Source organism: Burkholderia sp. IO2, assembly GCF_029522185.1.
GTDB classification, from domain to species: Bacteria; Pseudomonadota; Gammaproteobacteria; order Burkholderiales; family Burkholderiaceae; genus Burkholderia; species Burkholderia cenocepacia.
Map to the genome: position 1 here is coordinate 21,589 of NZ_JAKWFH010000036.1, position 14,080 is coordinate 35,668.

Here is a 14,080-nt window from a genome sequence, read left to right on the forward strand (position 1 = left end):
TCAGATCGCCTTGCCCGCGAGTGCGCTGCCCGACTGCATCGCGTGCAGCAGGCATTCGACACAGACCTTTTCGGGAAACTGCGGCAACGGCGTATTCAGTTGAGCGGGCCCCACGAATGCATGCTGCGCGGCATACACGACGAATTTTCCCGGGCAACCGAACGTGACGTCGCCACCTTCGATCGTCACGTGCGCCCCTCCGCTCACCGCGAGATGCACGGTCTTCTTCGCGGCGATCTCGACGTCCGCGCTCGCGGACGCGAGCGTCAGATCGTCGCGCGCGTGCAGGCCCAGCACATCGCGCTGCGCCTGCAGCGTCAGTCCGTCCTTGCCGGCGATCATGCCGATGCCGACACGCTCCGCATGGCTCGCGCCGGCCAGCCAGCCGATGCCTTGCCCGCTGTGAATGCGCAGCTGCTGCGCAGCGGCGAGATTGAAGTCGCCACCGCTGCCGAGCGACAGCGTTTCGCCGGCCGCCCATTGCAGGGCCTGGCCGGCAACCAGCCCGTGCCCGCCCCGTGCCTCGATGCCGAGCACGGCGTCGCCCGTGTGCGGCAGTGCGTTGCCGGTCGACCGCTGGGCGGCGTCGGCCGACGCCTGCGTGTAGCCGTTCGCGCCGACCGTCGTCGCGAAGCTCTGCGCAAGCGCATCCAGCGGCGCGGCGCTGCCGTTCAACGACGACTGGCCCGCCTGCTCCACGCCGCGCTGTGCGGCGAACGGCAGCGTCCCATGCGTATCGGCCGTCTGGTCGAATCGCCGAACCAATGCGGTGTGCCGCGCGAGCAGCGCCTGCAGCGCGGACGCATCGCCCGCCGGCTGGGCGGCGCCGGCAGGCGCGTAGCTCGACACCAGCAGGCCGCGCGTCGCACGCATTGCACCGTACGCATCCGAGCGCAATTCGACGCCCTGGCCACGAAAACTGCCGAGATAGTTGTCCGCCTGATGGCGCAGATGACCGAGGTTCAGTTGCGTGGCCGCGTGCGTAGTCGCCATCTGCAGGCGTCCCATGCCGTCCGAATCATCGGCGACGAGCTGGTTGTGGCCATGCCCGTCGAAACCCTGGCTCTTGAAGCCCGACAGCGCGCCGGCGTGATTGTGACGATCGGTGCCGCCGCCGGCGCCATGCCACGCGGGGCTCAGCCCGCTTGCCAGATTGCCCTGCGCACTCGGCGCATGATCGCCCGCCTGCGTGTAGATCGACGCGTCGAGCGGCTTGCCGGCCGCCCCGCCCGGCGACGGCGACTCGCCGCCTTCGCCGCGGCCATTGAACAGGCCGCCGAGCACGATCGGCCGGTGGATCAGCCCATGGTGAAACTGCACGAGGACTTCATGACCGATGCGCGGCAGCTGCTGAAGGCCGTGCCCGTCGCTCGCGAGCCGTTGTATGGCGCGCGTCGGATACGTACCCGCATCGTCTTGCGCCTGCCAGTGGAAACGAACGCGCAACCGCCCCTGCGCATCGGCGTGCACGGGCCCCGTCGAACCGGGCCGCGCGTCGCCTGCCGGCCCGACGACGATCGCCGTCTGCGCACCCAGCGCCGTCGGAACCGGATTGAGTCGCTGCCCGGTTCCGTCGGCCAGCGTGGGCCGCCAGACCTGCGTTCGCGGCACCGCATCGAACCGGTTTGCATAACCGCCGATCTTCGCTTGCCGGACCACGCGCGGATCGAGCGCCGCCGCCGGCAACGGCCCGAGTTGCCGTTCGATGGCCTCCATGACGGTCGCCGGCAGATTGTTGATCCCGACGTGCTCGACGCGCGTCAGCAGAAAATCCTCGGGCGCCGCGGCGCCGCGCACGGGCTGCCAGCCGGCATCGACGAGTTTCAGCGCGCGTCCTGCGCGCGCCGTGCGCAGCGTGCCGTAGCCGGTCCAGAAACTGGCGCGCGACACGATCGCATCGGCCTGGCGCCGTACCGTATCTTCCGCTTCGCGCAAGCTGTCGAACGCCTCCGGCCCGACGTCGTCGTAGAGTTCGCGCGCGCCCGCCGGCCGGCCGAGCGTCGTACTCGCGGTAGTCGCCCGGTTCACGCGATAATCGCTGCTGATGAGTGTGATGCGATCGGCCGTCAGCGACAGCGACTGCCCGATCCCGAGGATCACGTCGTCGGCGCCGGTCGCCGTCCCGCTCGAGCGGCGCGGCACCCCGCCGCGTCGCGCGGACGTATCGTCCTCGGCCAGTTGCGCGCTGTCGTCGAAGACCAGCATCGTATGCCCGGCAGGCGCGTCCTCGTCTTCGACGAAGCAGAACCCGAGGCCAGCCTCGGCCAGCAGATGCTGCACGAATTCGTAGTGCGTATGGGTTCGGTACTGCACGCGATACGCAGTAGGGCCCAGCGCATCGAGCCGCCGGCCAGCATCCGGCGTGAGGCGCCACCGCGCGATCCCGGCGTACGGCGCGAACACCGTGTCGAGCACGTCGGCAAGCGTCTGGTTCACAAAGGTTCGCTCGTCGCGCGCATGCGCGAGTGCGGCGAGCCACGGCACCATCCGGAGATGGTAGCGAGCGAGGCCTGCGTCGTAGCCCCTGCACTCGGCCTCGGCGACGAGGCCGCTGCGCAGCGTCGTCGTGCCGTTCGCGAGCGTGGTGCGAATCGCGACACGCTGCCCGAGCATCGCGTCGAGATCCAGTGCAGGATCCGTCGACAGCGCATCGACGCTCCATTCAAAGAGATCGGAGAGCGATTCGCGGCCGGTCCAGCGCTCGATTTGAAATGCCGCAAGCGCGCCCGATCCGTCCAGCGAATACAGGCGATTGAATGCGCCAAAAAGAGACGCAAATTCCGTGATGACGCTCATGCGATCCCGCTCTCTCAGGATTTGACGTTTTTAAATAGATATTGCTGCGACGAACACGGGATGATGCACGATTGCCGGCATCGCGCGATCGACATGCCGATCCGGCGGGAAATGCGCGGGCTCCCCCGCAACACCGCCCGCTGTCTGGCTGTACGCACGCCAATCGGATCAGATGATGCGACCCCTATTGAAGCTTACTATTTTAGATTACGTCGCGGGGCTTCGCCATAAGCAAACAGACCCGGATTTAAAAATGCCGGCCTTGACGTGCGGCCATCACGCACGATAATGACGGCCTTCGGCTCGAAAGCTACATTACGGCTCAATTGAAACAGGCAATTATTGCCGAAAGGTAATAAATACCCGATTCAGCCGAAATCGATTCGAAAAACGTTGCCGATGACGCGCGCGCCCTCCCGCACCGGCCGGCGAAGCCGCGCTGCATCGTCGATGATTCCAGCCAGGAGGCCTATCCGGATGACCCAACCCTTCATCGTCCTCGGGGACAAGCACAGCCATGGCGGCACCGTGACAAGCGCGTCCACGCTGTCGTCGGTCGACGGCCGCGGCATCGCGCGCCGCAACGACACGGTGACGTGTCCGATCCATGGCCCGAATTACATCGTCGACGGCGACGACACAATGATCGTGCAGGGCGAAGGCGTCGCGCGCGACGGCTACAAGACGGCCTGCGGCGCCGTACTGGTCGCGAGCCGGACGGCGGGCAGCGACGGCAACTGATACACGACGCCGCAAGTCGTGGGGGAATCGACGGAAATGATCACGCGATTGCGCAAGACGGCATTCGTCGCCGCGCTGTTCGTCGCGGTGTGGATCGCCGTGTTCGTCTGGTGGAAAACGACCCGGCATGCCCCCACCGCCAGGGAGTTGCTGCTGTGCGGGCTCGTGCTGCCGGCGGCCCTCGCCGTCTGCGCGGCATGGCTGCGCCGGGCGCTCGGCCCGCATCCGGCGCTCGCGGCCGTCGCACCGCCGAGTTCGTCCGCATCGACGGACGCCGCTGCCACGCAAGATCCGACGTCGCACACGTGGTCGGCCCTGCTGCTCGACAGCAGCGTGAGGCTGCCGACGGGGGCGACGACGGCAGACATCGATGCGGCGGCCCGGGAAGAGCGTTCCGTCGCGCTTCATCCCGAACTGCAACGCCCGGACGGAACCGGCGTATTCGCGAGCACGGTCGACTCGGTGTCGCTCGACCGGCTCGATACCAGCCTGCTTGCAACCGACGCGCGGGAAACGCTGCAGGACGAGCATTGGCGCGGGCTGCTGCTGGCCGCCGATGCACTCGACGAATTGCGCGAGCGTCATGCCGTGTTGTCCGGCGCGGCCGCCGACGCGCCGCCGCTCAGGCTCCATCTGCTGATGCCGGAGCGCTGGCGACCGGTCGCCGCCACGCTCGCCGCATGGCTCGATGCGCACGCGGCGCGGGAAGCCGTCGCACCGGGCATCGTCCGTGCGCAATTGCGCACGGTCGCCGATCCCGTACAAGCATGGGCGGTCGTCGACGAACTGATCCAGGCGTTGCACCTGCAACCGTCCGGCGAACTGCACGTCGTCCTCGCGTTCGATTCCACCGCCAGTCAGGACGCAGTCGACGCGCTGGATCGCGCAGGCCGGCTCTACGGTCGCGATCGGCCGAACGGCATGATGCCCGGTGAAGGCGCATGTGCATTGCTGCTCGGCCATCCCGACACACCGCATGCGATGTCCGTCCCGTCGATCCACCGGCTCGCGGCCGCGCGCCGCGCGGTTTCCGCCGATCACGGCAAGGCCGAAGCGACGACACTCGAACAGTTGCTGGCGGCGACGCGTACGCGCTTGTCGACGTTACGTCCCGATCTGTCGGCACCCGGATTCGTCACCGACGCCGATCAACGCAGCAGTCGCCGCACCGAAGTCGTGACGGTCAGCGAGCAGATCTGGGGCGATGATGCCGCCGAGCGCAGCCGCCACCTCGGGCTCGCCAACGGGGCGGGCGGCGCGGCGCTCGCGCTCGCTGCACTGGCCGTCGCCGCCGATCACGCGACAGAGGAAGGGCAAGCGGTATTGGCGGCATCGGTCAGCGACCCGCTCGCACGTGGCGTGATGCTCGTCACGCCGGCGATGACGGTCGACACCACGGCATCGGTGCCGCAATCCGGAACGGTCGCGGCGTGACATGACGCGCCGGTCAGCGCGGCGCGTCACGCGTCGTGCGAGCCCCGGTCGACGACGGTATCGAGGCGCCTGACCGCCGCGGACACCTATGCCGCTACCCGCGGCGATGAATCGCGACGCGTGCGGCCGACCGATCGGCCGCGCGCGACGTGCATGCCGGCGATAGCCGCACTCGCAAAAGCGACATCGGCCGCAACCGATTTTCGTCGGCGGCTGAATCCGTCACCCTCGCCGCACCCAGATCACTTTCCCGTCGCGAATGCCGAGATTGCGACGCTCCTCCCGGTAATCCATCGTACCCGGCAACGACTTGCCGTCGCGCTCGAGCACGCGCCACAGGCAGCCGTCGAGCAGCGCGGTCGCATCGGCTTCGGTCTTGCCGACCAGCGCATCGTCGGGCGCGGCATCCGCCTTGCATACCTGCGCGGCGCCCGGCTGCAAAGGGGCCCTGGCCGCGCCGCCGGCGGTGGCGTTGGGGTGTTTCGTGTCCATGTCCGCACATCCTGCAAAGGTTGCGCTCGCAACGAGTGCAACGAGCATCGCGATCGTGTTCTTCATCGGTTTCTCCCTGTCGCGGCCCGGCGGTCCCTGTGCGGCATTCGTGCACGACCGGGCGTCGCATGCGTGATCGGTTCCGCACGCCGCCGGCCGTTTCCTGACGAAGCCGGCCGGCGAATGGCGGCCTTTCGCGACCCGGCCGAGCCGGCTCGGCGCACCTGCGTCGCAGGCCCGGCCTGACGCCGAACCCGCCCGCATGTTACCGCACGCGGTTCGCGGCGACGGCGCGACGCCGAGGGTTCGTGTGCGCGCTGCGCACACCGGGCCATCCGCTCAGAACTTGTACGTCACGCCCGCGATGCCGTAATAGTTATTGCGCGACTGGACGATCGGGCTGTCGCCCGCGCGACCGAGCAGCCGCGTCACGCCGCCGGTCGCGAGCACCGACCAGTGCCGCGACAGCGACCAGGTCCACGCGACCGCCATCGCGGCGCTGTCGATTCCGCCGCTCACCGAATACGGCCGGAACCGGCTCGTCATCGACTGTGCGTCGGTCACGCCGTAGAAAGTCTGCATGTAGCGTCCCGAGCCCGCGTGCACGGTGCCCGTCACGACGATCTCGTGCTGCGACGTCTTGAGCACCGGCACCGCGAGATCCACGTGCCCCGACACACCGCGCGACGTGTGCGTGACGGGCGTATCGATCGTGACGCTCAGCTCCGCCGCATCGAAAAGCGTCACCCCGGCACGCACGCCGACGAGCACCGAGCCCGGAATCCGGCCCATCCCCTTCAGGTAGTCGGAGCCCGGCAGGTCGAAGCGGTTCTCGTCCGCGCGGCCCGCGTCGTAGCTCACCGCCGCCGACACGAACGCCCCGTGCGGCAGGTTCAGCCGATAACCGGCGCCCTCCGTGCTGTCGATGAAGAAGCCGTTGCCGAACGTGGCGGAAAACGACGGCGCAACGACGCCGCGATACTGGTTGCTGCCCGGGTAGCGCGGTGCGAACCCGCCGCCGAGCGACAACGAATACTGGTTTTCCGCGTGAGCGGCGGCGGCGAGGGTCAGGCCGGCGAGCGGCATGCAATAGCGGTAGCGGCGAAGTAATGGGCGCACAATATTGAGATAAGAGTGACGAAGCCCGCAGTCTAGGTGCCGCCCCGCGCCGAGACTGTCCTGAATGTGCGGCGAATCTGTGCTCAATTGTGTTCGATTGTTCGAGATTGTCGCCCCGCTGCCCCGGCCGCCGGTCCGCCGGATAGAATTCGCGTGCCGCGCCGCGCATCGGCCTGCGTGTGAGCTGGCGCGTGCATCCTGAGGAGACCATGAACGAAGTTCCGCTCAAATACCGTGTGCTGCTGATCGAGGACGACGATCGCCTCGCGCAGCTCGTCCGCGAATACCTCGACGGCTATGAATTCGCGGTGACGGTCGTGCGGCGCGGCGACCTCGCCGTCGCGGCGGTGCGCGAGCATCAGCCGGCCCTCGTGATACTCGACCTGATGCTGCCGAATCTCGACGGCATGGAAGTCTGCCGCCGCATCCGCGCGTTCACCAACGTCCCCGTGCTGATCCTGACCGCGCGTGCAGACGTGTACGACCAGGTCGCCGGGCTCGAGACGGGCGCCGACGACTACGTGACGAAGCCGATCGAGCCGCGCGTGCTGGTCGCCCGTGCCCGCGCGCTGTTGCGTCGCGCGCAGCCGGCCGCGGCGGACACGCCCGCAGTCGCGCCCGACGCGCTGGTATTCGGTGAACTCACGATCTCGCCGCCGAACCGCACCGTCACGTGGCGCGGCGAGCCGGTCGAGTTGAAGACCGCCGAATTCAACCTGCTGCTGATCCTCGCGCGCGCGGCCGGCACCGTGCTGAGCCGCGACGACATCCTGAAGCAGTTGCGCGGGATCGAATTCGACGGGCTCGACCGCTCGGTCGATTCCGGCATCTCGAAGCTGCGCCGCCGCTTCGAGGATGCGTCGTCGGAGCCGCACAAGATCAAGACGATCTGGGGTCGCGGCTACCTGTTCAGCCCTTCTGCGTGGGACGAATAAATGCTGCGCCCGTTGCTCCGGTTGTACCTCGTCGTGATCCTGTTCGTCGGCGCGTCGATCATCTTCATCCAGTTGTCGTTCGACCGGATCTTCTACGAGCGCGGCGCGCAGGCGCAGCGCGACTCGCTGACGACCTACTCGTTCGTGCTGAACGATTACCTCGAACGCCATCCGGGCGCGCAGCGCGAGCTCGCCTTGCGCGAATTGGCGCTGCACGGCCGCGAAGGATTCGGCTTCATGTCGATGGCCGGCGCGCGTGCGCAGCTGAGCGGCGCGCCGCTGCGCGATCTCGATGCCGGCAAAATCGCGATCAGCTACAACGGCAAGGATTACTACATGCCGCTCGCGGACGGCTCGGTGCTGCATGCGCGCCCGATCGAGGCGCCGGACCTCGACATCCGCATCTATGCGTACATGCTGCTCGCGCTCGCGACGCTGTTCGCGGTGGTGCTGTGGATTCACTATCACTGGCGCGACATTCGCCGGCTGCAGGACGCCGCGCGCGCATTCGGCGCCGGTACGCTGTCGACGCGCGTGAAGCTGTCGGGAAAATCGAACATCTACGAGCTGTCGCAGCAGTTCAACGACATGGCCGCGCGCATCGAGGCATCGATCAAGCAGCAGCGTGAAATGATGCACGGCATCTCGCATGAACTGAAAACGCCGCTCGCCCGGCTCGAATTCGGCCTCGCGCTGCTCGCCGATCCCGACGAAACGGGCCGGATGCGCGAGCGTCGCGACGCGCTGCGGCGCGACGTGCGCGAACTCGACGAGCTCGTCACCGAGTTGCTGACGATCGGCCGGCTCGAACAGGGGGCGAGCGAACTCGCGCCGATGGAAGTCGTCGTCGACGCGCTGATCGACAGCGTCGCCGGCAACGTCGCGGACGACATCGCCGATCGCGGCATCGCGCTCGACGTGTCGACGCTCGACGCACCCGCGACCCACGTCTGCGACCCGAAGCTCGTCGCCCGCGCCCTGCTGAACCTGATCCGCAACGGCGCCCGCTATGCGTCGCGCAAGGTATTGCTGGCCGCCACCCGCGACCGGTCCGGCGCCCTCGTGCTGAGCGTCGACGACGACGGCCCCGGCATTCCGGCCGCCGAACGCGCCCGCGTGTTCGAGCCGTTCCAGCGGCTGGACTCGAGCCGCGACCGGCAGACCGGCGGCTTCGGGCTCGGGCTCGCGATCGTACGGCGCGTCGCGCAGGTACACGGCGGCGACGTGCGGCTCGAGGATTCGCCGCTCGGCGGCGCGCGCTTCGTGATCACGCTCCCCGCGCGTGCGCTGCCGGACAGTCTCTTCGACGTCGCGCAGCACGTGGAAAGCACGCATGTCGATGCGCGCCGCCGCAGCGGCACGGGCACGGTCGTCCCGCTGCGATGAAACAGGCGGCGGGTGTCCACCCGCCGCTGCCTGCCCGCCCCTTCGCTCAGCGCCGGCGCAACAGCGCGACGAAGAACAGGCTGCCGAACAGTGCGGTCACGATGCCGATCGGCAGATCCTCCGGCGCCGCGAGCGTGCGCGCGGCGACATCGGCCCACACGAGCAGGATCGCGCCGGCCAGCGCGGCGACCGACAGCAGCCGGCCGTGCTCGGCCCCGACGACGCGACGGCACAGATGCGGCGTCACGAGCCCGACGAAGCCGATCGCGCCGCTCACCGCGACCATCGCGCCCGTCGCGAACGACGCGACGACGAACACCTCGCGCCGCATCCGCGCGCTCGGCACGCCGAGCGACGCGGCGGCGACATCGCCCGACATCAGCGCATTCAGTTCGCGTCGACGCGCATAGAGCGCGCCGCCGGCGAGCACCGCGCACACGGCCGGCACCGGCAGCAGATCCCAGCGCGCGAGCCCGACGCCGCCGAGCATCCAGAACAGCACCGACGACGCGGCGCGCTGGTCGCCGAGATACAGCAGCAGATTGCCGAACGCGGCCATCATGAACGACACCGACACGCCCGCGAGCAGCAGCCGGTCCGATTCGAGCCGGCCGCCGCGGTAAGCGAGCGCGACCACGCAGCCGGTCGCCGCGAGCGCACCCGCGAACGCGGCGACCGACAGCGTGAACGGGCCGAACGCCGCGCCGGCCACCACCGTGACCGCGATCGCGCCGAGCATCGCGCCCGCGCTCACGCCGAGCAGGTGCGGATCGGCCAGGCGGTTCGCGGTCGCCGCCTGCAACGCGACGCCGACCGTCGCCAGCGTCGCGCCGACGAGCGCCGCCAGCAGCGCACGCGGCATCCGGATCAGCCATACGATGCTGTCGTCGCCCGATACCGCCGCGAACGCGTCGGCACCACCGAACGCCGACGCGGCGTGCGCGGCGACGATTCGTACGGCATCCGGCATCGCAATCGGCGCCGGACCGAACGCGGCCGACACGACGATCGACACGACCAACAGCACGGCCAGCATCGGCAGCACCACGCGCATGCGGGGCCGCGCCACCTGCCCGCGCACGCTCATCGTGCCGCGCCGGCGAATGCGGCCGGATACAGCGCGCGGGCGAGCGTCTCGACGGCCGCGACGTTCTCGGGGCCCGGCGTCGCCGCATCGTACGGAATCACAACGAAGCGCCGGTCGCGAATCGCGGCCACGCGCGCGAGCGCCGGCTGGCTCGACAGGAACTGCTGCTTCTGCGCGGCCGTGACCGCCGAATAGTCGACGATCACGATCACCTGCGGATCGCGCGCGACCACGCTTTCCCAACTCACCTGCGTCCAGCTGCGCGGCAGGTCGTCCATCACGTTGCGCGCGCCCGCCGCCGTGAGCAGCGCGGTCGGCATCGCGAGCCCGCCTGCCGTCATCGGCTTGTCGGTGCCGCTGTCGTACACGAACACGCGCAGCGGCGCCGGGCGCCCGATCGCGCGCGACACCGCCGCAAGCCGCGCGCGCATTCCGGCGACGACCTGCGCGGCGCGCGCATCGACGCCGAAGATACGGCCGAGATTGTTCAGGTCGCGGAACACGTCGTCGAACGACGCGGCCGACTGCTTCATCACGTGCGAACACGATTCGGTCAGTTCGTACGTGCGAATGCCGAACGGCGCGAGCGTCGCGGGCGTGACCGGCCCGCCGACGTGCATTCCGTAGTTCCAGCCCGCGAGATAGAAGTCGGCGCGCGCGGCGGCCAGCACTTCCAGCGACGGATACTGGCTCGCCAGTTCGGGCACGCCCCGCAACGCGTCACGCACGCGCGCGGTGCCCGTCTTCCAGCCGCCGATGCCCGTATAGCCGACGAGTCGATCCTTCAGGCCGAGCACGAGCATCATCTCGGTCAGGTTCACGTCGTTGCTCACCGCGCGCGTCGGCGCACGCTCGAACGTCACGTCGCGATCGCAACTGCGCACGGTCACGGGATAGGCCCCCGCATGACCGGCCGCGCAGCCGAGCACGGCAGCGGCAACCAGCCGGCGGGAGATGGAGGACAAGGCAGCAAGCATGGCGGTCATTCCGGATGAAGCGGCGTGATGCGCGGCCGGCCCGTGACGGGGTGGCGATCGACGAGCGCGGCGACGCCGAACACGTCGCGCAGCAGCGCTTCGGTCAGCACGTCGTCCGGCGCGCCGGACGCGACGACGCGGCCATGCGCGAGCACATGGAGCCGGTCGCAGTACGCGGCCGCGAGATTGAGGTCATGAATCGTCGCGAGCGTCGCGATGCCGAGGCGGCGCACGCGCGCGAGCAGTTCGAGCTGATGACGCAGGTCGAGATGGTTGGTCGGTTCGTCGAGCAACAGCAGTTCGGGCTGCTGCGCGAGCGCGCGGGCCAGCAGCGCGCGCTGCTTCTCGCCGCCCGACAGCGACGCGAAACGTTGCGCGCGACGCTCGACGAGACCGACATCGTGCAGCGCGGCGTCGACGATCCGGCGATCGTCGGCCGACTCCGCATCGAACGGCCGCTTGTGCGGCGTGCGGCCCATGCCGACCAGTTCGTCGACCGTCAGCCCGAAATCGTCCGGCGTTTCCTGCTGCAGCACCGCGATGCGCTGCGCGACCGCACGCGGCCGCATGCGCCACACGTCCTGCGTGTCGAGCGCGACGCGGCCGGCGTCGGGCCGCGCGTAGCGGAACACGCAGCGCAGCAGGCTCGTCTTGCCGCTGCCGTTCGGGCCGACCAGCCCGACGAACTCGCCGTCGGCGACCGTCAGCGTCACCGCATCGAGGACGTCGGGCGCGCCGCCGGGCGACCAGCGCACGCGTTCGATGTCGAGCATGTGGGTCACGGAGCGCATGTCGTGCCGCTTCAGAAGCGCATCGTCGCGACGAGCTCCGCCGAGCGCGACGGGCCGAGCAGCCATTGCTCGCCGCCGTTCGACGTCGTCACCGCGTACGTGCGGTTCGCGAGATTGCGCAGATACAGCGCGAGTTCGGTGCGCGACGTCGGCTGCCAGCGCAGCGACGCATCGAACACCGTATACGACGGCACCTGCACGCGATTCGCGTCGTCGCCGTAGGTCGCGCCGACGTAACGCACGCCCGCGTTCGCTTGCCAGCGCTCGGCGAACGCCCAGCCGACCCACAGGTTCGCGGTCTGCTGCGGCACGCCGGACGGCACGTTGCCGGCTCGCGACACCGTCGCGCCGCCAACCGTCTGGTTGAATGCGTCGTAGCGCGCACGCAGCAGCGCGACGTTCGCATCGATCGTCCAGCCGTGCGGCAGCCGCGCGCCGCCGGTCAGCTCGACGCCGCGCGACGACTGCCGGCCGACCTGCTGGCGCAGCGCCGGATTGAACGGGTCGGTGCTGAGCAGGTTGCGCTTCGTGATGTCGTACACCGCGACCGTCCAGTACGCGCGACCGTCGAGCAGCGTCTGCTTGAGCCCGGCTTCCCACTGTGCGCCGGTCGCAAGCCGGTCGTTCATCTGCGACGCGGACAGCGTCACGAGCGAGCCGACGCCCTCCGCGCCCGTCGTGTACTGCGCATACGCGCTGAACGTCGGCGCGATGTCGAACACGAAACCGGTGCGCCAGCCGATGTTCGCGAACCGCTTGTCCAAGCCCGCGCCGGTCGCCGCCTGCTCGCGGCTGAACGCGATGTGGTCGTAGCGCAGGCCGCTCACCCACGCGAGCCGCGGCAGCACCTCGAGCCGGTTCTCCGCGAATACCGCGGCCTGCCGCGCGCGCGTGCTGAACTGCGGCACGGTCGGGTCGGGGCTCGTGAAGACGCCGGGATCGAAGCCGTGCACGGGTACCGTCGTTTCGCCGCCGTACGGCGAATTGTTGGTACCGCTGAACGTGGTCTGGCTGAATTCCGTGCCGACGACGAAACGGTTCGCCCGGCCGAACAGCATCCCGTCGAAGCGTGCGCTGAGCCGGTCGCCGATCTGCCGCTGGTGGTGACCGATGTCGAGATAGTCGCCGCGCGTGACGCGCGCGGTCGCCGGGTCGAGCACGTACGATTCGGCGTTGCGCCAGTGGCGGTTGGACGTCAGATAGTAAAGCTGGTTGTCGATCGTCACGCCGGCCGTGGGCCGGTAGCTGGCCGACAGGCGCGTCCATTGGTCGTAGTAGGAAATCGTCGCGTCGCCGACCGTGTAGTTCAGCTTGCGCAGCGACGGATCGAGCACGCCGTTCGGCGCGGGCACGCCATAGTACGTCGCCGGCATCTGGCGCCCGTAGTCGTAGTCGAGCGTCAGCGTAAGCCGCGGGCTCACGTCGAATGTCAGCGCGCCGCCGATCGCCGTCGTATGCGTATCGGCCCGCTCGGCGAGACCGTTCGCGCGCGCATCGCTCGCGTAAAAGCGGTACGACAGCCGCGGGCCGAGCGCGCCCGTCGTATCGAACGCGAAGCGCTTCGCGCCGTCCGGACCGACGCCGACCTGCAGCGTCGTCTCGCGCGTGCGCTGCGGCCGCTTCGGCACCACGTTCACGACCCCGCCGATCGCCCCTTCGCCGTACAGCACCGATGCCGGGCCGCGCAGCACCTCGATGCGCGCGACCGACCACGTGTCGAACGGAAACGTGATCGTGCCGGCCGCCGGCATCAGCCGCACGCCGTCGAGCAGCGTCATCACCGACTCCTGTCCGCTGAAGCCGCGCACGCTCAGCGCGGTGCCGCCGGTGCCCGGCGCGATCGCACTCGCAAAGCCGGCCGTGCGCGTGACCGCGTCGAGCACCGTGCGATCGCCGCGCGCCTCGATCGTATCGGCCGTGACGGTTTCGACGCTCGCGGGCGTGTCGAGGCTCGCGAGCCCGAGCCGCGAGCCCGTTTCGAGCGGTTGCGTCAGCGGGTCGGCCGACGCGGACGATGCGGTGACGTTGATCGCCGGCAGCGCGTGCCGGTCGTCCTGCGCCGAGGCGGCGGCTTCGGCGGCCAGCGCGCCGGTGGTGGCCATCGCGCAGCCCAGCAAGGTCGTGCAACTGCGTGCCGCGCGTGCGCGCCAGGCGCCCGTGTTCCGGCGCGGCGCGGCATGGCGCCGCTCCCCGCGCGCCGGGGTATGTCCGGTTCTCGTCACGTCGTATCGATCTTCGTTGGTGTCGTCGCACGCGGCCGGCCCGGCAACCCGGCCGGCCGGCGACGAAAACGTCAGATGATACAATATATCAACTTGATCC

The 14,080-nt window shown here is 69.4% G+C and carries 11 protein-coding genes; 4 read left to right on the top strand and 7 right to left on the bottom strand.

What is annotated here, in order from left to right; all coding sequences use genetic code 11:
- Entirely contained in the window at positions 1–2,796 is a 2,796-nt protein-coding gene (locus tag MMB92_RS22410) for a type VI secretion system Vgr family protein (RefSeq protein ID WP_080331228.1), read from the bottom strand.
- 477 nt (positions 2,797–3,273) lie between these two features.
- Between MMB92_RS22410 and MMB92_RS22415 the strand changes: the two genes are divergently transcribed.
- Complete coding sequence (locus MMB92_RS22415) at positions 3,274–3,537, top strand: PAAR domain-containing protein (protein ID WP_006497567.1); 264 nt, start codon at positions 3,274–3,276, stop codon at positions 3,535–3,537.
- Positions 3,538–3,573: 36 nt separating this feature from the next.
- Positions 3,574–4,971, top strand: coding sequence for a hypothetical protein (locus MMB92_RS22420; protein ID WP_200062606.1), 1,398 nt, complete (start codon positions 3,574–3,576; stop codon positions 4,969–4,971).
- A 222-nt stretch (positions 4,972–5,193) separates the two neighbouring features.
- Here the strand turns inward: MMB92_RS22420 and MMB92_RS22425 are convergent, their stop codons facing one another.
- Complete coding sequence (locus tag MMB92_RS22425; protein ID WP_012492516.1) at positions 5,194–5,529, bottom strand: hypothetical protein; 336 nt, start codon at positions 5,527–5,529, stop codon at positions 5,194–5,196.
- Between the two features lie 273 nt (positions 5,530–5,802).
- Complete coding sequence (locus MMB92_RS22430) at positions 5,803–6,549, bottom strand: MipA/OmpV family protein (protein ID WP_069351984.1); 747 nt, start codon at positions 6,547–6,549, stop codon at positions 5,803–5,805.
- Between the two features lie 242 nt (positions 6,550–6,791).
- Here MMB92_RS22430 and MMB92_RS22435 point away from each other — a divergent pair, with 242 nt between their 5' ends.
- Together MMB92_RS22435 and MMB92_RS22440 are read left to right on the top strand one after the other, a co-directional pair.
- Positions 6,792–7,517, top strand: coding sequence for a response regulator (locus MMB92_RS22435; protein ID WP_006490542.1), 726 nt, complete (start codon positions 6,792–6,794; stop codon positions 7,515–7,517).
- Positions 7,518–8,903 (top strand): ATP-binding protein, encoded by a 1,386-nt coding sequence (locus tag MMB92_RS22440; protein WP_200062608.1) that lies wholly within the window; start codon positions 7,518–7,520, stop codon positions 8,901–8,903.
- A gap of 46 nt (positions 8,904–8,949) precedes the next feature.
- On the opposite strand, the gene MMB92_RS22445 is transcribed toward MMB92_RS22440, so the two are convergent.
- Genes MMB92_RS22445 through MMB92_RS22460 form a run of 4 tightly spaced genes read right to left on the bottom strand, consistent with a single transcriptional unit; the run spans position 8,950 to position 13,860 of the window.
- Positions 8,950–9,990: an iron ABC transporter permease gene (locus MMB92_RS22445; RefSeq protein ID WP_196445978.1), complete on the bottom strand. Its 1,041-nt coding sequence runs from the start codon at positions 9,988–9,990 to the stop codon at positions 8,950–8,952.
- Positions 9,987–10,967, bottom strand: a complete 981-nt coding sequence (locus MMB92_RS22450; RefSeq protein ID WP_006497573.1) for an ABC transporter substrate-binding protein — start codon at positions 10,965–10,967, stop codon at positions 9,987–9,989. Before MMB92_RS22450 ends, MMB92_RS22445 begins: the two co-directional genes overlap by 4 nt.
- A 5-nt stretch (positions 10,968–10,972) precedes the next feature.
- Positions 10,973–11,758 (bottom strand): ABC transporter ATP-binding protein, encoded by a 786-nt coding sequence (locus tag MMB92_RS22455; RefSeq protein WP_043205766.1) that lies wholly within the window; start codon positions 11,756–11,758, stop codon positions 10,973–10,975.
- An 11-nt stretch (positions 11,759–11,769) separates the two neighbouring features.
- Positions 11,770–13,860, bottom strand: coding sequence for a TonB-dependent receptor (locus tag MMB92_RS22460; RefSeq protein ID WP_196446010.1), 2,091 nt, complete (start codon positions 13,858–13,860; stop codon positions 11,770–11,772).
- Positions 13,861–14,080: the final 220 nt, after the last annotated feature.